This is a genomic window from Rhodoblastus sp. 17X3 (assembly GCF_030056575.1).
Taxonomy (GTDB): domain Bacteria; phylum Pseudomonadota; class Alphaproteobacteria; order Rhizobiales; family Beijerinckiaceae; genus Rhodoblastus.
The window spans coordinates 1-20,845 of record NZ_JASHHX010000016.1; the positions used below are offsets into that span (position 1 = coordinate 1).

Sequence of the window (20,845 nt, forward strand, 5' to 3'; positions counted from 1 at the left end):
AAGAACATAACGCGAACATTATGTCAAGATCGCGAACCATCAAGCGAACCATGATCGATTAAAACTCTCGTCCGCGCGGTGCTTGGCTCCAGTGGTTTTTTTGCGCATTGCGGACGTTCGGCAAATGCCTGCTCCCCTCCCGTTGCGGCCGAGCGCTACCGTGGACGCCGCGCGCTGCCAAATCATCTCGTGAATCTGCTGCCAAGTGACATGCATCTCGCTATGGCGTTCAAGCTGTGAACCGGGCAGATCAGCCTGGAGAGACGCGCGGCGGCGCTCGCCATGTTCAACAAGCTAGTCGCGGAGAGCCTTACCGTGCTTGGTGTGACAGATGGGCTGTTTCGGGTCGCGGCCAAGTTCGCCAATCAGCATGCCCTAGGGCTTCGTGCCGGGGACGCGCTGCACCTCGCCATTGCCTCGGAGTATGGCGCCATCGTGCATGCGCTTGACCAGCGGCTTGCCGATGCTGGTCCGGCGCCCGGCGTGCCGACGCAATTGCTGGCATGACCCAGGTTCGCTCCTTCCCGGCTGGCCGCGCCTAGGGCGTCAATGGCAGATGATTGGACCAATGAACAGAACGACGCGATCGTTGCAGGCTATTTCGCGATACTCGCCGACGACATCGTTGGATGCCCCCACAGCGGCGACCACCTTGGTGCGTGGCGGAGCGGCGAAGAGCGAAAATGCGTCCAGCCTAAGCGTACGCTCGAAGGCGAAAGCGGATATCTGGGTGGAGTGGGCAAAGGCGGTATCGCTCCTCCGCTACCAATTCAAAATCAACGAATTAAGCAGCGAAGAACCGGGCGATTGGCGGCCTATTCACGTTGTTGTATGTCGCAGTGATTCCGCACGAGTCAGATCGTATCAGATCTGTTCGCGGCGGTGCGGCGCCTTGAGGCCTTGATCGGTTCTTGTATAGATCGCCTCGGACATTTCAGCGATGATTTTTCGGTCGCCAGTCTTTTTCTGAAGCAGCACGAACTCGATCGGCCCAAGCTCCGGCAAGCGTGGATCGGGGTCGCAGGCTTGCAAGCCTTGCGGGATGAGCGTGCTCGAATGCGCCATCATCCCGAGGCCGATGCCGGTCGCTGTCGCGAGGCCATTCAGGTCGCCGCTGGTGCAGGCAATGCGCCAAGGCACGCCCTCGCGCTCCAAGGCGGTGAGCGCCATGAAACGGGTGATGCTCGGCGGCGGATAGAGCACAAGCTGCGCTTCATCATGGCGGAACACTGGCTTATTGGTCGCAGCGGTCCAGACGATCCTGTCCCGGAAGACGAGCTGGCCGCGATCGCCGTCAGGCCAGCGTTTGCACAGAATCATGTCGAGTCGGCCCTCGTCGAAGAGTTCCATCAGCGTGCGGCTCAAGGCGATCGTGAAGTCGAGATCGACGTCCGGGTGGCTCTGGGTGAAGTCGCGGATGATCTCGCGCAGCCAGCCGATCGCCAGATCTTCGCAGGCGCCGAACAGGAAGCGCCTCCTTTTCTTGGCTAGTGAAAAATGACGCTTCGCCCGCTCATTGGTCTCGAGTATGGAGCGCGCGAACTCCAGCATGGCTTGTCCATGTTCGGTCAGGCTGTTCGAATGCGTGTCGCGCAAAAACAGCTTATGCCCGGCGAATTGCTCCAGTCGTTTGACATGTTCGCTGACGCTCGACTGCGAAAGGCCGAGTTGGCGCCCGGCTTCCGAAAAGCTTTTCACTTCCGTGATTGCGACGAAAGTGCGGAGGTGGAGCGGGTCGAGCATGGCCGGAGCGCCTCATCGGAAAATCCGATCGCTGATATTTAATCATCGGTAGTTCCGATTTACAAATTCCAATTCATCATCGGCCTCAACAAATTCGCCGCCAAATAATGGAGGCGGCGCAATGGGGAGGACCGATATGATCACCAGCAGGCGCAATTTCTTTGGCACGGCCGCGATGGGCGCTTCCGGGCTTGTGACCTTCGCGAGCATAGCCGAGGCGACCGACAAGTTCATGGCCAAGGGCGGCGACGGCGGCTACGCCCGCGAGGCGACAGCCCTGCCGCCGGGCGATGTGGTCGCCTATCACGACCCCAAAGACGTCGGCGCCATGCCAGACTTCAAGTTCTCGCTCGATGGCAACAAGCCCAAGGTCACCTCCGGCGGTTGGGCCAAGGAAGCAACGGTGCATCAGTTCCCGATCAGCAAGGGAATCGCCGGCGTTCACATGTATCTCAACCCTGGCGCGTCGCGCGAATTGCATTGGCACGCCATGGCGGCGGAGTGGGCTTTCGTCATTGAGGGACGCTGCCAGACGGTGGTGATCGAGCCGAGCGGCGCGGTCGAGGTCAATAATTTCGAGCCCGGAGATCTCTGGTATTTCGCCAAGGGGCACGGCCATTCAATCCAGGCGATCGGCGACAAGCCCTGTCATTTCATCCTGTCATTCGATAATGGCGCCTTCTCGGAACACGGCACGTTCTCCATCACGGACTGGGTCGATGTCACGCCGAAGGAGATGCTGGCGCTTGAATTCGGCTTGCCCAAGGACATTTTCGACGCTTTCCCGAAAGGCGAGACCTATATCCAGTCGGGTCCGATCTTGCAGCCGTCTGATGCGTTGGAGGCGCCCTGGCCCAAGGAATCGACACACAAATTCCAGCTGACACGCAATGCGAAGGCGGTGCGCGATTTCGATGGCGGGACCTTCCGGCTGGCGACCATTGACGAATTTCCGGCGCAAAAAACCATGTCGGGCGGCGTGATGACGCTGAAGCCTGGCGCGATGCGCAGGCTGCATTGGAATGTCAACGCCAATGAATGGCACTATTACCTGCGCGGCAAGGGACAGGTTGCGATGTTTGGCTCGGGCGGGCGAGGCAAGGTGGCGGAATTCGGTCCCGGCGACGTCGCCTATATTCCCATGGGCTTCGGCCACGCCATCAAGAACGTCGGGGACGAGGATCTCGAAATCGTCCAGACCTGGGACAATGGCAAGTTCGAGGAGATCGATCTCGATCGCTGGGTGCAGACCAGCCCGAACTATCTGCTGTCGAACAATTTCGCCGGCGTTCCCAATTCGACCATCGCCAAGTTGAAACGCGGCTGAGCTCTCCGGAAGCAGCTGGGCGCGGCCTCTCGCGGGCCGCGTCCTTTTTCGGAGCGGCTAGCGCCGTGTCTCATCGAAGCTCGGCGGCTTTCCAATGGTCTCAACCCGACGCAATTTCATTGAAATCGCCGCCTGGGGCGCGGCCTGTTTCCCGGCCTTGGCCAGCGCCTCCGCCGCGGAGTCCTAGAAATCCAGCTCGACAAGATGGTGCGGTCCAGCCCGGCCTATCTGCTCGCCAATAATTTCGCCGGCGCGCCGCCGGAGATCAGTCGCGCGACTGAAACGAAATTGAAAGGACCGCGCGACGGCGAAAACGACCGCGCGCGAAAAAAAGATGAGCGGGGAGAGAAATGATGGAGGCTGCGAACGAATTATCCTTGTCCGCGCGAACTGTTGAGGTCGCGCATCAGGTCCTGTCCGGCCGCGGCCGGGGGCTGCGCGGCCATCTCGCTTTCGTCGGGCCTGCCGTCGTCGCCTCTGTCGCCTATGTCGATCCCGGCAATGTCGCGACCAATATCCAGGCTGGCGCGCGCTATGGCTATAACCTGCTTTGGGTCGTCCTGTTCGCCAATGTCATTGCGATGCTGTTCCAGGCCATGTCGGCCAAGATGGGCATCGTCACCGGGCGCAATCTCGCGGAACTCTGCCGAGATCATTTTCCCAGGCCGGTTGTGATGGCGATGTGGGGCGCCAGCGAAATCGCCGCCATGGCGACCGATATCGCGGAATTCATCGGCGCAGCGCTGGGCTTTTCGCTTCTGTTCGAGATTCCCTTGTTTGTCGGCATGGTCGCGGCGGGCATTGTCGTTTTCGGAATCCTGCTTTTCGAAAAGCAGGGCTTTCGGCAATTGGAAATCGTGATCGGCGCAATGATTGCCGCCATCGCCGTCAGCTATGTGCTCGAACTGATCATCGCCAAGGTCGATTGGTCGAGCGCGGCCATGGGAGCGGTGACGCCGCGGATCGAGGATTCCTCCGCGCTCCTGCTGGCCGTCGGAATGATCGGCGCGACCGTCATGCCCCACGCGATCTTCCTGCATTCGGGCCTGACCCAGCAACGTGTTCCAGCAAGAACGGAACAGGAAAAAAGCAAGCTTCTGCGCATTTCCAATCGCGAGGTCATCGTCGCGCTGAGCGTCGCCGGACTGGTCAATGTCGCCATGGTGATGATGGCGGCCGCCGCCTTCCATCCGGGAGCGGCGGACGTCGCCGAAATCGAGACCGCTTATCGCACCTTAACTCCTCTCCTGGGCAAGGGCGCCGCCGCCTTGTTTCTGGTTTCCCTGCTGGCGTCGGGCCTCTCGAGCGCTGCTGTGGGAACCATGGCCGGTCAGATGATCATGCAGGGCTTCGTCGGCTTCCGAATTCCAATCTGGCTGCGACGCCTGGCGACCATGATCCCCTCATTCATCGTGATCGGCCTGGGCGTGAAGGCCATCGACGCCCTGGTGTGGAGCCAGGTCGCGCTAAGCGTGCTGCTGCCCATCCCCATGGTCGCGCTGCTGGTTCTGGCGCGCCGCCGCGACCTGATGGGCTCCTTCGTGAACAGTAAAGGGAATCAAATAATTGCGACACTCTCGGCCTTGATCGTTCTTGGCCTGAACGTCGTGCTGGTCGTTCAGGCTTTGAGCTGAGCGCTCGCAAGTTCCACTCGCAAGAAAACGATGAAGACAAGACCTGGGAGAAAAGGATGAGCATATCAATCAGGGCCAAGGCGCCCGAGGCGCCGCTCGGCTGGCTGGATCGCGAGGCGACCATTGCGCAGCCGGGTTTCAATCGCTGGCTGGTCCCGCCGGCGGCCTTGGCGATCCACCTCTGCATCGGCATGGCCTATGGCTTTTCGGTCTTCTGGCTGCCGCTGAGCCAAGCCATAGGAATCAGCAGGCCCGTCGCCTGCGCGGCCGATTCCGGCCTGATGACGGCTCTGTTCACCACGACATGCGACTGGAGAGTCGCCGATCTCGGCTGGATGTTCACTTTGTTCTTCGTCCTGCTCGGCTCATCCGCCGCCATATGGGGCGGCTGGCTGGAGCGCGCCGGTCCGCGCAAGGCGGGCGTGGTCGCAGCCTTCTGTTGGGCCGGGGGGCTGCTGATCGGCGCGCTCGGCGTCTATGCCCATCAGCTCTGGCTGCTCTGGCTCGGACCGGGCGTGATCGGCGGAATCGGGCTGGGCCTCGGCTATATTTCGCCGGTCTCCACGCTGATCAAATGGTTCCCCGACCGGCGCGGCATGGCCACCGGCATGGCGATCATGGGCTTTGGCGGCGGCGCGATGATCGGCTCCCCGCTCGCAACTCTGCTGATGAATTATTTCAAGACTCCGAATTCTGTCGGCGTCTGGCAAACGTTCATGGTGCTTGGCTGCGTCTATTTCGTGTACATGCTCGGCGGCGCCTTCGGCTATCGCGTTCCGCCGCATGGATGGCGGCCTCAGGGCTGGGCGCCGGCCCCCGCCGGGAAGGGCATGATCACGCATGGCGACGTCCATCTCGACAATGCGCTGAAGACCCCGCAGTTCTGGCTGATCTGGGCAGTGCTTTGCCTCAATGTCTCGGCAGGCATCGGCGTGCTTGGCATGGCCTCTCCCATGTTGCAGGAGATTTTCGGCGGCGCGCTGATCGGCAAGCCGGAATTGGGCTTCGCCGCGCTCGACGCCGGTCAGAAGGCCGCCATCGCGGGGATCGCGGCGGGCTTTGCCGGACTGTTGTCTCTGTTCAATATCGCGGGCCGCATTGGCTGGGCGACCATTTCTGACAAGTTGGGGCGAAAAAATACCTTTTTCGTCTTTTTCCTGGTGGGAATCGCGCTCTACGCCAGCACGTCCGCCTTCGCCCATATGGGAAGCAAGGCTCTGTTCGTTGGCGCCTTCTGCGCGATCCTGTCGATGTATGGCGGCGGCTTCGCCACCGTGCCGGCCTATCTGGCGGATATTTTCGGGACCCAGTATGTGGGCGCGATCCACGGCCGGTTGCTGACGGCCTGGTCCACGGCGGGAATCGTCGGACCGGTGGTGGTCAATTACATTCGTGAGTTCAACAAGGCGGCCGGAGTCCCCGCCGACCGGCTCTACGACGTCACCATGTATGTGCTCGCCGGCTTTTTGTTCCTCGGCATGATCTGCAATGCGCTTGTGCGCCCGGTCGATCCGAAATGGCTGATCCCCGAGCGTGAGGCTGCGGCGCGTCAAGCGGCGCAATCCATTCCCTCGGGACCGGTCGGCGATCATGGCGTCGGCCAAGGCCGGTTCGACGTCAAAGCGGCGCTGGCATGGGCCTCTGTCGGAATCCCCCTCCTATGGGGCGTGGCGCAAACGTTCGAAAAAGTGCTTAAAATTCTCTACTGAAAGCGCGGCGATTTGCCGACAGCGCCGCGTTCCGATTCCGCAATCCCGAGGGTTCACGTGGCGTCAATGAACACCCGCAAGGGCTGTCGGCCGCGGAAAAATCAAATTTCCGCGGCGAACCGCCAGATTGCGCGTTCGTTTGGTGGCGGAGGCAATGCAAAACGAGCCTCCGCTACCATCCCGCCCGTTGGCGCAGAATGCTCGCGCCTTCGGCAGCCGGGTTAACAATCGCAAATTTTAATCCCTTTGAGCCTCGCCGCCGTCTGAAATGCGCGTCGGCTGTCGCGCCGACCGGAACCGGCGCGACCTCCGTCGGGAGTTGGCGATCAGAATTCGCGGCCGATCCGCGCGTCGAGCGAATAAGCGCCGCCGCCCCGGATGACATAGCTCAGGGCGACGATCCCCCAGAACAGCGGATATTCGAAACCGCCGTCCGTCCAGAAGAAGCCGGCGCCGAGATGGACGCTCAGCACCGCCGCGCCCATGAGGCCGACGACCAGTGCGGCGACCGGCCGCGTCAGCAGGCCCAGCGCAAGGAAAAGACCGCCAAAAAACTCGATCAGGCCCGCGATCAGCGCGAGCGAGGCGGGCAGGCCGAGCTTGGCCGCGAAGAATTGGCCGGTCGCCTCAAGCCCGTAGCCGCCAAACAGGCCGAACAATTTCTGCGCGCCATGCGGCATCAAAAGGAGGCCGGCGGTCACGCGGACCATGGGGTCGGCGTAAGGCGTCAGAGCCTTGGTCAGCGCGCCGACCGCAGGGATGAGGGGACGGGGGGAGGAAACGGCTACAATGGTCATGGGCTCTGCTCCTGGCTTGGTTCGGACGACCTCGTCCGTTGCAAACAGAATTGCGCCATCCCTAGTTGGAAACAATTACGCAAAGAATGACATAACTGTTTTGTTATACTGAATAATTCGGGCAGGGCGACTATTCTCTTTGAAGAAACAGTTAAGTCACAATTGATGGAATTATCTTCGATTGTCAAAGGCCGTAGGTTTCTGGCGCCAAACGAATTCGGAGATTTTCCAATGTCCAACATTCTCGCGATCCACAGCAGCCTTTCGAGCGAAAACTCCATCTCCAACCAGCTGGTCGACCAGGCCGTCGCCGCCCTTCAGCAGAACGCGCCGCACAGTCAGGTTGTTCTGCGCGATCTCGCCATATCGTCGATCCCGCATCTCGACGCCGACGCTCTCTCGGGCATTCGCGGCGAGCCGTCCAGCGAGGCGCAGGCGGCGGCGCGAGCGCTTTCGGAAGAGCTGGTGAGCGAACTCAAGGCGGCGGATGTTCTGGTGATCGGCGCGCCGATGTATAATTTCGGCATTCCGACCTCGCTGAAGGCGTGGTTCGACTATGTCCTGCATCCCGGAATCACGTTCCAATACAGCTCGGCCGGCCCCAAAGGCCTGCTCACCGGCAAACGCGCCATCGTCGTTCTCAGCCGCGGCGGATTCTTCTCGGACGGTCCGGCCAGGTCGATGGATTCTCAGGAGCCGCATCTGCGCACCTTGCTCTGGTTCATGGGCATAACGGACGTCACCTTCATTCTTGCCGAGCGCCTCGCTTCGGGCGCGCAGGCTCAGGAAGCGGCGTTGTCGTCGGCGGCGCGCCAGATTTCGCAGACCGTGGAAAACCTGAAGGCGGCGGCCTGACCGGCCGCGCCAAGGCGCAAAAACAGGGGAGGCTCACATGGGAATGCTGGTTGAAGGCGTCTGGCGCGACATCTGGTACGACACCGCCTCGACGGGCGGCCAGTTCCAGCGGCCGGCGACGCAATTCCGCAACGCTCTTTCGGCTGAGGGGCCCTTCAAGCCCGAAGCCGGGCGCTATCATCTCTATGTGTCCTGGGCCTGCCCCTGGGCGCATCGCACGCTGATCTATCGCAAGCTCAAGGGGCTCGAACAGGCGATCGGCGTGACCTATGTCGAGCCGCTGATGCTGGAAGACGGCTGGACGATGGCGCAAGGCGCCGACAGCGTCAACGGCGCGCGTTTTCTCTGGCAGGTCTACGCCAAGGCGGCCCCGCATTATACCGGACGCGTGACGGTTCCGGTCCTGTGGGACCGCGAGCGGAACGCCATAGTCAATAATGAATCCGCCGAAATCATCCGCATTCTGGACGCCTGGCCGGGCGCGCGCGGGCCGCTGTTGCGCCCGCCGGAGCTTGCGGCGGAAATCGACGCGCTGAACGACATGATCTATCCGGCCATCAACAACGGGGTCTATCGCGCCGGCTTCGCCACCAGCCAGGCGGCCTATGATGAGGCCTTCGATCAGCTGTTCGCGGCGCTCGATGCGCTGGAGCTTCGGTTGAAGGATCGGGCCTTTCTGCTGGGCGAAAAGCCGACCGAGGCCGACTGGCGCCTGTTCACGACGCTGATCCGCTTCGACGCGGTCTATGTCGGGCATTTCAAATGCAATCGGCGGCGCATCGCCGATTATCCCGAATTATGGGATTACACCCGGGCGCTTTACCAGGCTCCCGGAATCGCCGAAACCGTCCGCTTCGATCAGATCAAGACGCATTATTACGGCAGCCATCGGACGATCAACCCCACCGGGATCATCCCCAAAGGCCCTGATCTCGACCTTCTGGCGCCCACGCGCCGCACGGCCTGAGGCGCGCCTCAACAAAACGCGATCGGCAGATCCTTGTCCCAATAGGGCTCCTTGCCGATCGCTTTCGAGAGGTGCTCGACGAAGCTGCGCACCTTGAGAACGTCGACGCGCCCGGGCGGCATCACGGCGAACAGGCTCGGCTCGACGGCGCGCCATTCGAGCAGGACCGGGAGCAGGGCGCCGGACCGCAGCGCTTCATGGGCGATGAAGGTCGGAGCGAGCATGATTCCCAAACCGTCAACCGCCGCCTGCACGAGGACGTCGCCATTGTTGCTGTGCAGCCGGCCATTGACGCGAATGTCGGCATTCACGCCTTTCCGCACGAAGCTCCAGACATTCTGGCGCGCCAGATAATCATAGACGAGGCAATCGTGCCGGGTCAGATCCTGCGGCTGCTCCGGCTTGCCCCGCTTTTCGAGATAGAACGGCGAGGCGCACACGACCATCCGCGCCGGCGCGAGGCGTCGCGCCGTCAGGCTGGAATCGCCGAGATTGCGAATGCGGATCGCGACATCATAGCCCTCGTCGACAATATCGACGACGCGGTCGTCGAGCGTGAGTTCGACATTGACCTCGGGATGCTGGAGCAGAAAAGCGTCGATGATCGGGCCGAGATGCCGGATGCCGAAGGACATCGGCGCATTGACGCGCAAGGTTCCGCGCGGGATCGCCGTCGCCGAGCGGATATCCTGCTCCGCGCTTTCCAGCAGGCCGAACATGGTTTCGGCCGCCGCCAGCAATTTGCGCCCGGCCTCTGTCAGGCTCATCGACCGCGTCGTGCGGTTGATCAGCTTCACGCCCAGTTCGGCTTCGAGGTCGGCGATGCGCTTGCTCGCCATGGCGCGGGAGATGCCGAGTTTGTCCGAACCGCGCGCAAAACTGCTGAGCGTCGCGATGGCGATAAAGGTCCGGAGGGCGTCAAGGTCGCGGATCATGCTCGCCTGGCCAACTGTGCGGCGCAACGTCTCGGAAACCCTGTCGTCTTGATTTCCACTGATTGACCTGTCGCCGGCCCGGCGGTAGGGCGTGCAAGTTAATCCCACCTCGCGTTCGAACTCAACCAGATGCCGTTCGCCGGCGAACGAATGTGCGCCGAGCCGGGCGACAAAAATCTCGCGTCGATCGTTTTTTCAAGAGTGGAGGCCGGCCTGGAACATTTTTTTGCTGCCCTCGCCTTTATTGTCCGGCGGGGGCGCGCCTTTCAGCTGCGGGTAATCAGAACGCCGCTGGAGCCGTCGGTCCCGAGATGGAATGCTCCGCCGGCCAATGTCGAATCCTGGAAATCCAGCGTCGCCAACTGATGGGCGCTGTTCGTGATTTGGAGCAGCCCGCTCGGAGCGCTGTAGTTGAAGATCGCGCCGGCAAGCGAGAAATTGTGCAGGTCGATGGCGCTGCCGGGGCTGAAATTCTGCAGCAGATCGCCCTTGTAGGCGGCCGTGCCGACGCCCGTTCCGAACAGGGCGGCGTTGTCGATGACGAGTTCCCCGCTGTTCTGAAAATCGATCCGCGACGCCGAGCCCAGAGACTGCGCAATTTCGAGACTGTCTCCGGAACCCAGCAGGAAGCTCCCCGTGCTGCCGACGTCGACGGCGACCGACACGTCGAGCGAGCCGTCAATGGCGAGAACGCCATTGTCGATCACAACGGCGATCGAATTGCCCGCGCCATGGAGCGTCCAATAGGCGCCGGAATCGTCTTGCAATGATTGGAAGTTCTGGAACTGTGAGGTTCCAAGGCCGGCCAGGTCTCCCCAGCCATTGGTCAGTTCGAGGGTTCCGCCGCCGCCGCTGACGAGGCCGTTGAACACGGATTGGGGATCGTCAATGACGCAGTTGGCGGCATTATTCGACACGAAATCGATCGCATAGATCCCGCCGCTTATGGTCCCGGAATTGGTGACGGTTCCGCTTCCGCCGTTGATGAACACGCCGGCATATCCGCCGGAAATCACGCCGTCGCCCTGATTGACGACGCTGCCGCCCTTTTCGAGGTCGACGCCGCCGCCGGACGGCGCGCTCGCGGCGATCACGCCGTCATTGGTGATAGTTCCGGCGCCGCCCCCGACAAAAACGCCGGCAATCTGAGCGGAGATCGCGCCGCCATAGATGTTATTGACGACGCCGCCGGCGTTCAAACCGATCCCGTCAGCGCCCGTCAGTTGACCGCCGTTGCTGACGGTCGCCGGAACGCCTGAAGCGAAGACCGCATATCCGACGCCCGCAATTGTTCCGCCGCTGTTATTGGTCACGAGGCCGCCAGCGCCGACGGTGACGCCCGCGCTGCCGGCTGCGACGGCGGAGATCGCGCCGCTGTTCACGATATTGGCCGAAACATTCGTCAGGTTGACGGCGGTGTTCTGGCCCAGAATGGAAGCGCCATAAAGGTTCGTCACGACGCCGCCAGCGCCAAGCTGGACCGCTGTCAGGGCTGTCGCCGATATCAGGCCTTGATTGACGATCGTTCCCGCTGCGCCGAGGACGAAAATCCCATAGCTGGTTCCCGATATCGCGCCGCCCCATTTGTTGTTGACGCTGCCGCCCAGCTCAAGATCGGCGCCCGCGCCGCCCGCGGTCGATGTGACGATCAACCCTGAATTGGCGACGCTTCCTCCGTGGCTGAGGCTCACTCCGGCGGTTTGGCCGGTGATCGTCCCGTCCTGCTGGTTGGTGATGGTTCCTCCGGCGGCGATGAGAACGCCGTATTTCCGACCGGCAAGGTAGCCGTCATTGGCGATCGTCGCGGTCCCCCCGGCTACGAACACGGCGGCCGCATTCGCGCCGACGAGGCCCTTGATCGAGCCGCCCCAACGGTTGGTGAGGCTGCCTCCCGCCAGAAAGGCGACGCCATCGTCGATTGAGGCTGCAATGCTGCCGGTGTTGGTCACGGAGCCGGCGCCGCCGGCGTCAAAGAAAACGCCGTCCTCGCCGCCGGCGATCGCGCCGCTGTTGTTGACCGAGCCGCCGGCGGCGAACCCGACGCCGTAGCCGGTTCCCGAGGCTGTGATCGTTCCGGCGTTAGCGACAGAGCCTGCGGGTCCGTCGACGAAAACACCCGATATGGTCGCCAAGGGCCCTGAGACGCCCTTGCCGGTTATGCTGCCCCCATATCGGTTGCCGATTGTTCCTCCCGCGCCGAGACGGACGCCGCCACTGCCGGAGATCGCGCCGTAATTGACGATCGTGGCCTGTCCGAGCAGGAAAACGCCATATCCCGTTGCTGACGATATGGCGCCATAGGAATTCGTGATCGACCAATTGACGCCGGCTCCGCCATCGATGGCGTCGGCGCCCGGCGCGGTCGCCGCGACGCCGCCGCTAAACGTGATCGTGAGCGGGTTGTCGGTGGGGGCGAGCGTCAAGGTTCCTGAAAGGAGCGTGGTGATCGTGCGCGACATGGGTAGCCTCCTCGAGCCACGCGGCTTTGGCGGTCGGGCGGTCTTCGGGATCAATCGGTTTGTCCCCGCACGGCAATCTTCGCGGCGCCGCTTCGGGTCGTCAGATATCTGGAAAGAACGCTCTGAACATACCGCAAAAGTTAACCAGGAACGCGCAACCTTTGGGCGTAAGCCGTTCGCGACGGCTTCGCGCGCGCTCGATCATCGGCGCCAGGGCGCGATGCCCGGAGACGCGACCATCCAGGGCCTTATGCGGCGGGCGGGAATGGCCAGTTCGAAGTTCGAATTGGCGAGCGAAAAATTGATGTTGTAGAACGGGTCCGTTTCGAGCGTCCTGCCCCAGGTCCTCTGCATATAAAGGACTTCCCGACGGAAACGCGCGGCTTTTTCAGGTTGCAGATCAGTCCCCCGGGAAGGCGATTCGTGATGAAAGAGCAGCGCGAACGGCGTCCATGCATTGAGATAGCCCCGCGCCGCGACCTTCAGCGAGAAATCGACGTCGTTGAACGCGACGGTCAAATCCGCGGCGTTCAGGCCGCCCACTTCTTCATAGACGGCTTTTCGGACCACCAGACAGGCGCCCGTCACCGCCGAGACATTGGACGCCAGCTGAAGGCGCCCGAAATAGCCGGCGTCCTTCGCGCCTGATCCTGCATGGAAATGCGCGGCGACGCCGCCCACGCCCAGCACCACGCCGCCATGCTGCACGCTGCCGTCGGGATAGAGCAGCTTGGCCCCCACGACACCGTATTCAGGGCGCGAGGCCAGCGCCACCATTTCGTCGAGCCAGTCGGAATCGATGACGTCGACGTCATTGTTGAGCAGGCCGATCAATTCGCCATGCGCGATGGCGACGGCCTTGTTGTTCATGTCCGAATAATTGAAGACGCCGCGATAGGGCATGACGCGCACGCGCGGATCCAGTGAAGCCTCCCGCAACAGTTCCCGCGTCTCGGGCTCGTCGCTGTCGTGATCGATGACGATGATTTCCAGATTGGGATAGGCCGTCCGGCGCATCAGTCCGTCGAGACAAGGACGCAGCAAGTCGGCCCGGTTGCGGGTCGGCACGATCAGCGAGACCAGCGGCGCCGGCGTGGGAACCATGCGCCGCACGCGCTCCCATTGCGGCAGGAACGGATGCGGCTCGATAATGGAATCGTCGCCCGTGGCGCGGAGATGATCGGACTTGGCGCGGCGCGCGGCGTCGACGCAGCGTTGCAGCTGGCTCTCCGAGAAGGACGATTTAACGGTCGAACTGCGCCAGTGATAGAGGATCGCCGGGATATGGCGGATCCGGTCGGGCAAGGTTTCGCGCGAAACGCGCAGGGCGAGATCATAGTCCTGGCTTCCCTCCAGCCCCAGGCGCAGGCCGCCGATATTCTCGACCAGGCTTCGCCGATAGACGCCGAGGTGGCTGACCATGTTGTGGCCGAGGAAAAGCTCGGGATTCCAGTCGGTCTTGAAATAGGGGTCGTGGCGGCGCCCGTTTTCGTCGACGCGATCCTCGTCGGAATAGATGAGATCGGCGTCCGGCGTCCGGTTCAATTCGACGACGACATGATAGAGCGCATGTTCGGCCAGCAGGTCGTCATGATCCATCAAGGCGATGAATTCGCCGCTGGCCACCCGGAGCGCGGAATTTGTCGCGGCTGAAATATGCCCGTTCACGTCGCGCTGCACCAACCTGATCCGGGCGTCGCGGGCGGCGTACTCGGCCAGGATCGCGGAGACATGGGGCGAAGGCGAGGCGTCGTCCGCGATGCACAGCTCCCAATGCGGGTAGAGTTGCGCGCGCACAGAGTCCAGCGCCTGCCGCAACAGCGCCGCCGGCGTTTCGTAAACCGGCATGATCACGGAAATCAAAGGCTGGTAGGTCAGCATTTCCAGGTGAGTCAGGATCCCCTGGCGATCGTCATCGTCGAGCGTGTCACATCGTGCGATCCAGTCCTGATAGGTGGCTTCGTCTTCCGGGGCGGGGCCCGTCGAGGGCCGGCGCTTTTGCGTCCGCGGACGCGGCATGTTTTCGAAGACGAGCGGCTCGATTCCCTCGAAACGGAACGCCATCGGCCGGCCTTCATATTTTCCGTAGCGCTCGAAATGAACCAGCGGATCGTAATGCGTTTCGACGACGTCGGGATTCGCTTCGAGATAGCCGGCGGCGGAAAAGACCGGGCCGGGATCGCGCCCTTCCTTGCGTCCGATCGTCAGGTAATGGACCGCCGGATCGACGCCCTCGCCAATGTCCTCGTATTTCCTCGCATACCAGCCGGGATCGAAGAAAATCGATTGCTGCAGATAGCGGAGCCGGCGGTGGAAGCGGCTGAACCGCTGGAAAAGTCCGATCCGGGGTTTGTTCGCGCTCAGGGCGGCGTGGCGCGTCGCCAGCGAGCCGACGGCGTCATGCAGATGGCGGCGCGTCGCGGTCAGTTCCGCCTTCAGGGCTTCGCTGTTTTTCCAGGCCTCGATCCGCGTTGCGATCAGCTCCGCGTGGACAAGCAGCCGATCGTCCTGCGGGGCGCGCGGGCTCCTTTCCAGCGCGATCGCCCACGGACGCAGGAAAGACGGGTCGAAACAGGCGACCGGGGCGAAGCCATGTTCCGCGAATGCGCGCAGCCAGTCGATCGGAGCCCGCAGCTTGTCTTGCGCCGGTCCGGCGAGATCGACCGGGGAGGCGGAAAACAGGACGCGCGTCGTCGCGGCGCAGATGTTGCGGATGGCGACGTCCGCATCGCCCTTGGGCAGATGGGTGAGAACCTCGATGCAGGCGATGAGATCGTAAGGACCGGCGATGGGATCGGTCAGCCTTCCCAGTCCGCGAAAGGCGCATTTGGGTTCCGGCGCCTGCGAAATCGCGGGCGCGGCGTCGACGCGAAAGCCGATCGCGCAGCCGGCGTCGAAAATACGCGGCGACGGCCAGGCCGAAATGACCTTCGCGGCAAGGTCGCTGAACGAGCCCCGATCCGGCTCTGCGCTGTGGCCGGCCGCCACGTATCCGCAAGCTGAATGATGCGCGTCATCGTGGATGGCGTGATGGATCTGTTGATATTGCTTTGAGGATAAATGCATCATCAGAATAACCATAGAATATGTTGCGCGCAGGTTCGGCCTAAAGGTGATCTCTATTAGGCCGTCTCAGTTTCATGGCGGCGGCGCCCGATCCGAGCGCGCTGAAAACGCGCCGACCCTTTGGCGTTGCAGACGATCTGACTGGGAGCTGGCTTTGACGACATGAGAGCTTCCAATCGGGCGGGGCTGGCCGCATTCCTGATTTTCTTATACGTGGGAAAAATACCCACGTCAAATGAATGTGTGATTGATTCCCACGGAATCGGTCTTTATGATTGCGCCATGTCCGAACCGTCCCCAGGCGCGCCGGGCGGGCCGCAGTTGCAGGGGCCCGTCGCGCGCCTTCTTCGGCCGCTGGTGCGGCTCCTGATCAAGAGCGGCGTGACCTTCCCGGCGCTGTGCGAACTTCTGCGCGAGCTTTATGTGAATGTCGCGGAACATGATTTCGCGCTTCCCGACAAAAGCCAGACGGACAGCCGCGTCAGCCTGCTGACGGGGATCCATCGCAAGGAGGTGCGGCGGCTGCGCGGCGCCGGGGCCCCGGTCAATGTCGTTCCGACGTCTCTTTCCCGCGCCAGCCAGATTCTGGCGCGTTGGCTCGGCGCGGCCGAATTCACCGATGAAGCGGGCCGGCCCCTGCCGCTGGCGCGCAACGCCCGGGAGGGCGAGGCTTCTTTCGATGAGCTGGTCGCCTCGGTCACGCGTGACCTGCGCGCGCGCGCCGTTCTCGACGAATGGCTCGACCGGGGCCTGGTGCGGATCGACGATGAAGATCGCGTCGTCCTGATCGAGCGGGCCTTGCTGCCTGGCAAGGACGATGAGCAGCTGCTCTATTATTTCGGCCGCAACCTGCATGACCACATGGCCGCGGCCGTCGCCAATGTTTCGGGCGACGGACCGCGCTTTTTCGAGCGCGCCGTTCATTACGACCAGCTTTCGGCGGCCGCAGTGCAGAAGCTCGAAGCTTTGTCGCGCGACCTTGCGACCCATGCGCTTCTGGCGGCGAACCGCGAGGCGCTGGCGATCTGCGATTCCGATCCCGGCGGCCCGCATCGCTGGAATTTCGGGCTTTATATTTTCACGGACGAGAATGAGGCTCCGCCGAGCCCGCCGAGCCCGCCGAGCCCGCCGAGCCCGCCGAGCCCGCCGAGCAGGCCGGAAGGCAAGACATGAGCGGCGCATCCTTGACGCGCCGCGCGCTGTTGTCCTCGATCGCCAGCACGCTCATCGCCCTTTCGCGGGCGGGCGCCGCGGAGAACGCGCCCCGCGATCGCGGCATCGGCGGCACCGGCGCCGCGCCCGATCCCGGCGAGGGCGACCGGGGCATCGGCGGCACGGGCGTCATCGGCACGATCCGGCGGTTCGGCAGCATTTACGTCAATGGTTTGCGCATCTCCTATCCGCCTGACGCGCCGGTTGAGGTCGATGGGGAGCTCAAGACCGTCCAAAGCCTGCGCATCGGCCAGGTCGTTCAGGTCATCGCCGCCAAAACCGGCAAGGGCCTGTCGACGCGAAGGATCGTCGTGGCGAGCGAAGTCGTTGGACCGGTCGAGCGCGTCGCCAGCGACGGCATGACCGTGCTGGGCCAGAATGTGTCGATGAACCGGGTCGATCTGCGCGGCTGGCGCCCGGGCGAGTGGGTCGCCGTGAGCGGCCTGCGTCAGGCCGACGGGACGATCATGGCGAGCCTCATCCAGCGTAGCGACGCGGCTTTGATGCGCGTCGCCGGGCCTGTGCGTCTTGGCCCTCAGGGCGAGGCGATGATCGGCGGTCTGCAAATCGCGGGGCTGGAGCCGGCCCTCGCCGGCCGCCGCATTTCTGTCGCCGGCGCCTTTGTCGACCGGACCTTCACCGCACAGACCACGACAGAGCCTTATCGCGCCCTCTTGAACGCCGTCCAGCGCGTGTCCATCGAATCCTATTTTTCGCGGGATGGGTCGCGGCTTGAACTGGGGTCCGGCCTTGTCGTCGAAGGCGACAAGCGGGCGGGGGGCCGGTCCGGCCTCGGCGTCGTGACCGTCCGTGTCGAACCCAATGGCGTGTTGCGCGCGGAGCGCCTCGCGCCCGCGTCGGAACGCGGCCCGAATGGGGGATTTGGGCCGGGTGGCCATGGTCCGGGGCCAGATGGCGGACGAGGCGGCTCGCTGGGGACGCCTCCCGGAGCGCCGGGCGGCATGCAAGGGCCGGGTCGCATGGGCGGCCAGCCGGCGGGCGGCGGGGGACCGTTCGGCGGACCTCCCGCCAGTCCCGCCGCCAATCCATTGCAAGGTCGTCCGGGCGGCGGCGGCTATTACGGCGGCGCGCCCGTCCCCGCGCCAGATAATTTTGGCGGGGCGGGCAATTTCTCCTCGCCGGGCGGCGCGCCCATGCCTTCTCCCGGCGGTTTGGGCGGCCCGGGCGGCTTCCCTTCGCCGGGCGGTTCCGGCGGATTTGGCGGTCCCGCCGCTCCCGGCGGGTCTGCGGTCCCCGGCGGATTCGGGGGCGGCGGCGCGGGCGGCCCTGGCGGTTTCGGCGGTCCCATGGGGCCAGGCGGGCCGCCAAGGCGGTGACGCTCCACGTTGCCCTGTGTTTTCGCGGGGCCTATCCTGACCGCGATGTCAATGCGTGGGCGGCGAGGCGTTGGACCGTGAGCGAGGCGAATCCAAAAACGCTCCATATTTTCGTCGAGGGCCGGGTGCAGGGCGTCGGCTATCGCGAATTTGTGCGCCGCGCCGCGTTGCGGCATGGCCTTTCCGGCTGGGTGCGCAATCGCTCCAATGGCGCCGTCGAGGCCCGGGCCAGCGGCGCGGCCGACGCGCTTGACGCTCTGGTGGAGGAGCTGCGCATGGGCCCGCCAAGTGCGGCCGTGACCGGGCTGCAGGCCATTGACGACTGCGATCCGCCGGAAAAAGCCGGCTTCGTCATCGTCCCCACGCTTTGAATGCTTCGATCCGGCTGACGTTTTTTTACGTAGAACCGTAACGAAGGGGCGCGCCGCACGTATCTCGCTTGAACGGAAAATTCGGCGATCTGGAGATCGATCATGCTGACACGCCGCACGACTCTTGGCTTTTTCGCTGGCGCGGCTCTCGCCGCCTCCGGCGGCGCCCGCGCCGCCGAGGACAAGCTGGAGCGCAGCGACGCCGAATGGCGCAAGCTGCTGACGCCCGATCAATATGCGGTGCTGCGCAAGGAGGGCACCGAGAGGGCCTTCACCAGCCCGCTGCTGCATGAGGAGCGCAAGGGCGTCTTCACCTGCGCCGGCTGCGACCTCGACCTGTTCTCGTCCACGACGAAATTCGACAGCGGCACTGGCTGGCCGAGCTTCTGGGCGCCGCTCGACAAGGCGGTGAACGAAAAGGAAGACCGGTCCTACGGCATGGTGCGAACAGCGGTGGCCTGCCGCCGCTGCGACGGCCATCTCGGCCATGTGTTCAACGACGGGCCCAAGCCCACGGGCCTGCGCTATTGCATGAATGGCGTGGCGTTGAAGTTCAAGACGGCCTGACCATAGGAACTTTCTCGTCATGCTTCTGTTTGTTCTCGCTTTTCTCGGCGGCGCCCTGACCATCGCCAGCCCCTGCATCCTGCCGGTCCTGCCCTTCGTCTTCGCCGGCGCGGGCCAATCCTTCCGCCGGCGCGGTCTGCCCATGCTGCTTGGCATGGCGGCGACTTTCGCGCTGGTCGCCACGCTCGCCGCCTTTGGCGGCGGCTGGGCGGCGCACGCCAATTCCTATGGCCGCGCCTTGGCCCTCGCTCTGCTGGCCGTGTTCGGTCTGGCGCTGGTCTGGCCTGGCCTGGCCGAGCGCCTGTCCGCGCCCTTGGTCGCCTTGGGCGGTCGCCTGTCGCAACAGGCCGATGGGGAAGAGGGCAAGGGCGGCGTCGGCGCGGCGCTGCTGCTGGGCGTGGCCACCGGCCTGCTCTGGGCGCCCTGCGCCGGGCCGATTCTGGGGATCATCCTGACCGGCGCCGCGCTGCAGGGCGCGACCATCGGCACGACCCTCCTGCTGCTCGCCTATGGCCTCGGCGCGGCGACCTCGCTGGCGCTTGCCTTGCTGGTCGGCGGCCGGGTCTTCGCCGCGATGAAGCGCTCGCTTGGGCTTGGCGAATGGGCGCGGCGCGCCTTCGGCCTTGCGGTTCTCGCGGCGGTCGCGGCCATTGCGCTCGGCGCCGACACCGGCTTCCTCGCCCGCCTGTCGCTGGCCAACACCAGCAGCTGGGAAGAGGCGCTGCTGACGAAATTCGGCGCTTCGCCCTCGAATGCGGCTGCGGGCGCCGCCTCCGTCGTGATGACGCCCGCCGAGGGCGCGATGATGATGGGCGGCGGCCCCAATATGATGATGGCGCCGGCGGCGTCCGGCGATGCGGCGAAGGGCGCAGCCCCGGCCGCCGGCTTGCCCATCGAGGGCCGGGCGCCGTCGCTCGCAGGGGCGGTGGAATGGCTGAACTCCCCGCCGCTTACGGTCGAAGGGCTGAAGGGCAAGGTCGTTCTGGTCGATTTCTGGACCTATTCCTGCATTAACTGCCTGCGCGCTCTGCCCTATGTTCGCGCCTGGTCGGAGAAATATCGCGATCAGGGCCTTGTCGTGATCGGCGTCCATGCGCCGGAATTCGCCTTCGAGAAGGACCCGGCCAATGTGAAGCGCGCCGTCGCGGATCTGGGCCTGACTTATCCGGTGGCGATCGACAATGATTATGCGATCTGGCGCGCCTTCAACAATCATTACTGGCCGGCGCATTATTTCATCGATGCGCAGGGCCGTATCCGCCACCATCATTTTGGCGAGGGCGATTACGCGGGATCGGAAAAAATCATCCAGCAATTGCTGGCGGAAGCGGGCGCGACCGCTGCGCCGGCCGGGATCGTCAAGGTCGCTGCGACCGGCGCTCAGGCCCCGCCCGACATGGCCGAGGTTCTCTCGCCGGAGACCTATCTCGGCTTCGCCCGCGCCGAGAACTTCGCTTCGCCGGGCGGCGCCGCGCAAAATCAGGCCCATGTCTATGCCGGGGCGGATCTGCGCCTGAACGAATGGAGCCTCTCCGGCGACTGGACCATCGGCGAGGAGCGCGCCGACCTCAATCGCGCGGGCGGCGCGATCGCCTTCCGCTTTCATGCGAGGGACCTGCACCTCGTGCTCGGCGCGGGCGCCGACGGCAAGCCGGCGCGGTTCCGGGTGAAGATCGACGGGGCGGCGCCGGGCGACAGCGCCGGCGCCGATATCGACGCCCAGGGCGAGGGCGTTGTGAGCGGCGAGCGGCTCTATCAGCTCGTGCGGCAGAAAGGCGCGGTCCGCGACCGCCTGTTCGAGATCGAATTCCTCGATCCCGGCGTGCGCGCCTACGCCTTTACCTTCGGTTGAATGGGAGAATGTCC

15 protein-coding genes and 1 pseudogene are annotated in these 20,845 nt (G+C 63.9%); 11 read left to right on the forward strand and 5 right to left on the reverse strand.

Annotated features, from left to right (window positions below):
• Positions 1–240: 240 nt before the first annotated feature.
• Positions 241–507: pseudogene (locus QM467_RS14385) on the forward strand (type II toxin-antitoxin system VapC family toxin); the annotation flags it as partial.
• Between the two features lie 357 nt (positions 508–864).
• Here QM467_RS14385 and QM467_RS14390 read toward each other — a convergent pair.
• Positions 865–1,743, reverse strand: a complete 879-nt coding sequence (locus tag QM467_RS14390; RefSeq protein WP_283367029.1) for a LysR family transcriptional regulator — start codon at positions 1,741–1,743, stop codon at positions 865–867.
• Between the two features lie 136 nt (positions 1,744–1,879).
• Between QM467_RS14390 and QM467_RS14395 the strand changes: the two genes are divergently transcribed.
• The 3 genes from QM467_RS14395 to QM467_RS14405 all read left to right on the forward strand — a co-directional run bounded on the left by QM467_RS14395 (position 1,880) and on the right by QM467_RS14405 (position 6,413).
• Positions 1,880–3,070 (forward strand): cupin domain-containing protein, encoded by a 1,191-nt coding sequence (locus QM467_RS14395; protein ID WP_283367030.1) that lies wholly within the window; start codon positions 1,880–1,882, stop codon positions 3,068–3,070.
• A 350-nt stretch (positions 3,071–3,420) separates the two neighbouring features.
• Positions 3,421–4,704, forward strand: a complete 1,284-nt coding sequence (locus tag QM467_RS14400; RefSeq protein WP_446737782.1) for an Nramp family divalent metal transporter — start codon at positions 3,421–3,423, stop codon at positions 4,702–4,704.
• A 56-nt stretch (positions 4,705–4,760) separates the two neighbouring features.
• Positions 4,761–6,413 (forward strand): OFA family MFS transporter, encoded by a 1,653-nt coding sequence (locus QM467_RS14405; protein WP_283367032.1) that lies wholly within the window; start codon positions 4,761–4,763, stop codon positions 6,411–6,413.
• Positions 6,414–6,739: 326 nt separating this feature from the next.
• Here the strand turns inward: QM467_RS14405 and QM467_RS14410 are convergent, their stop codons facing one another.
• Positions 6,740–7,210, reverse strand: coding sequence for a DoxX family protein (locus QM467_RS14410; protein WP_283367033.1), 471 nt, complete (start codon positions 7,208–7,210; stop codon positions 6,740–6,742).
• Positions 7,211–7,441: 231 nt separating this feature from the next.
• On the opposite strand from QM467_RS14410, the gene QM467_RS14415 reads away from it, so the two are divergent.
• Positions 7,442–8,065, forward strand: coding sequence for an FMN-dependent NADH-azoreductase (locus tag QM467_RS14415; RefSeq protein WP_283367034.1), 624 nt, complete (start codon positions 7,442–7,444; stop codon positions 8,063–8,065).
• A gap of 37 nt (positions 8,066–8,102) precedes the next feature.
• Positions 8,103–9,032 carry a glutathione S-transferase family protein gene (locus tag QM467_RS14420; RefSeq protein WP_283367035.1) on the forward strand — a complete coding sequence of 310 codons (930 nt, stop codon included), beginning with the start codon at positions 8,103–8,105 and terminating at the stop codon, positions 9,030–9,032.
• Positions 9,033–9,040: 8 nt separating this feature from the next.
• On the opposite strand, the gene QM467_RS14425 is transcribed toward QM467_RS14420, so the two are convergent.
• The 3 genes from QM467_RS14425 to QM467_RS14435 form a co-directional block, all read right to left on the reverse strand.
• The gene (locus tag QM467_RS14425; RefSeq protein ID WP_283367036.1) at positions 9,041–9,967 is read right to left on the reverse strand and encodes a LysR family transcriptional regulator; all 927 of its coding nucleotides are present in this window, start codon (positions 9,965–9,967) and stop codon (positions 9,041–9,043) included.
• Positions 9,968–10,233: 266 nt separating this feature from the next.
• A complete protein-coding gene (locus QM467_RS14430; RefSeq protein WP_283367037.1) occupies positions 10,234–12,426 on the reverse strand; it encodes a beta strand repeat-containing protein in 2,193 nt (730 codons plus the stop codon).
• 201 nt (positions 12,427–12,627) lie between these two features.
• Positions 12,628–15,495, reverse strand: coding sequence for a glycosyltransferase family 2 protein (locus QM467_RS14435; protein ID WP_283367038.1), 2,868 nt, complete (start codon positions 15,493–15,495; stop codon positions 12,628–12,630).
• Positions 15,496–15,774: 279 nt separating this feature from the next.
• Between QM467_RS14435 and QM467_RS14440 the strand changes: the two genes are divergently transcribed.
• The 5 genes from QM467_RS14440 to QM467_RS14460 all read left to right on the forward strand — a co-directional run bounded on the left by QM467_RS14440 (position 15,775) and on the right by QM467_RS14460 (position 20,831).
• On the forward strand, positions 15,775–16,665 hold the full coding sequence (locus QM467_RS14440; protein WP_283367039.1) for a DUF6502 family protein: 891 nt from the start codon (positions 15,775–15,777) through the stop codon (positions 16,663–16,665).
• Entirely contained in the window at positions 16,662–18,041 is a 1,380-nt protein-coding gene (locus QM467_RS14445; protein WP_283367040.1) for a DUF5666 domain-containing protein, read from the forward strand. Before QM467_RS14440 ends, QM467_RS14445 begins: the two co-directional genes overlap by 4 nt.
• Positions 18,042–18,118: 77 nt before the next feature.
• Positions 18,119–18,412, forward strand: a complete 294-nt coding sequence (locus QM467_RS14450) for an acylphosphatase (RefSeq protein WP_283367041.1) — start codon at positions 18,119–18,121, stop codon at positions 18,410–18,412.
• Between the two features lie 102 nt (positions 18,413–18,514).
• Positions 18,515–18,979: a peptide-methionine (R)-S-oxide reductase MsrB gene (gene msrB / locus QM467_RS14455; RefSeq protein WP_283367042.1), complete on the forward strand. Its 465-nt coding sequence runs from the start codon at positions 18,515–18,517 to the stop codon at positions 18,977–18,979.
• Positions 18,980–18,998: 19 nt separating this feature from the next.
• Positions 18,999–20,831: a cytochrome c biogenesis protein DipZ gene (locus QM467_RS14460; RefSeq protein WP_283367043.1), complete on the forward strand. Its 1,833-nt coding sequence runs from the start codon at positions 18,999–19,001 to the stop codon at positions 20,829–20,831.
• Positions 20,832–20,845: the final 14 nt, after the last annotated feature.

Coding starts and splice junctions, on each gene's coding strand:
- QM467_RS14430 (WP_283367037.1), bottom strand. CDS start 12,426: ATGTCGCGCACGATCACCACGCTCCTTTCAGGAACCTTGACGCTCGCC.
- QM467_RS14420 (WP_283367035.1), top strand. CDS start 8,103: ATGGGAATGCTGGTTGAAGGCGTCTGGCGCGACATCTGGTACGACACC.
- QM467_RS14425 (WP_283367036.1), bottom strand. CDS start 9,967: ATGATCCGCGACCTTGACGCCCTCCGGACCTTTATCGCCATCGCGACG.
- QM467_RS14405 (WP_283367032.1), top strand. CDS start 4,761: ATGAGCATATCAATCAGGGCCAAGGCGCCCGAGGCGCCGCTCGGCTGG.
- QM467_RS14410 (WP_283367033.1), bottom strand. CDS start 7,210: ATGACCATTGTAGCCGTTTCCTCCCCCCGTCCCCTCATCCCTGCGGTC.
- QM467_RS14415 (WP_283367034.1), top strand. CDS start 7,442: ATGTCCAACATTCTCGCGATCCACAGCAGCCTTTCGAGCGAAAACTCC.
- QM467_RS14390 (WP_283367029.1), bottom strand. CDS start 1,743: ATGCTCGACCCGCTCCACCTCCGCACTTTCGTCGCAATCACGGAAGTG.
- QM467_RS14435 (WP_283367038.1), bottom strand. CDS start 15,495: ATGATGCATTTATCCTCAAAGCAATATCAACAGATCCATCACGCCATC.
- QM467_RS14445 (WP_283367040.1), top strand. CDS start 16,662: ATGAGCGGCGCATCCTTGACGCGCCGCGCGCTGTTGTCCTCGATCGCC.
- QM467_RS14460 (WP_283367043.1), top strand. CDS start 18,999: ATGCTTCTGTTTGTTCTCGCTTTTCTCGGCGGCGCCCTGACCATCGCC.
- QM467_RS14440 (WP_283367039.1), top strand. CDS start 15,775: ATGTCCGAACCGTCCCCAGGCGCGCCGGGCGGGCCGCAGTTGCAGGGG.
- QM467_RS14395 (WP_283367030.1), top strand. CDS start 1,880: ATGATCACCAGCAGGCGCAATTTCTTTGGCACGGCCGCGATGGGCGCT.
- msrB (WP_283367042.1), top strand. CDS start 18,515: ATGCTGACACGCCGCACGACTCTTGGCTTTTTCGCTGGCGCGGCTCTC.
- QM467_RS14400 (WP_446737782.1), top strand. CDS start 3,421: ATGATGGAGGCTGCGAACGAATTATCCTTGTCCGCGCGAACTGTTGAG.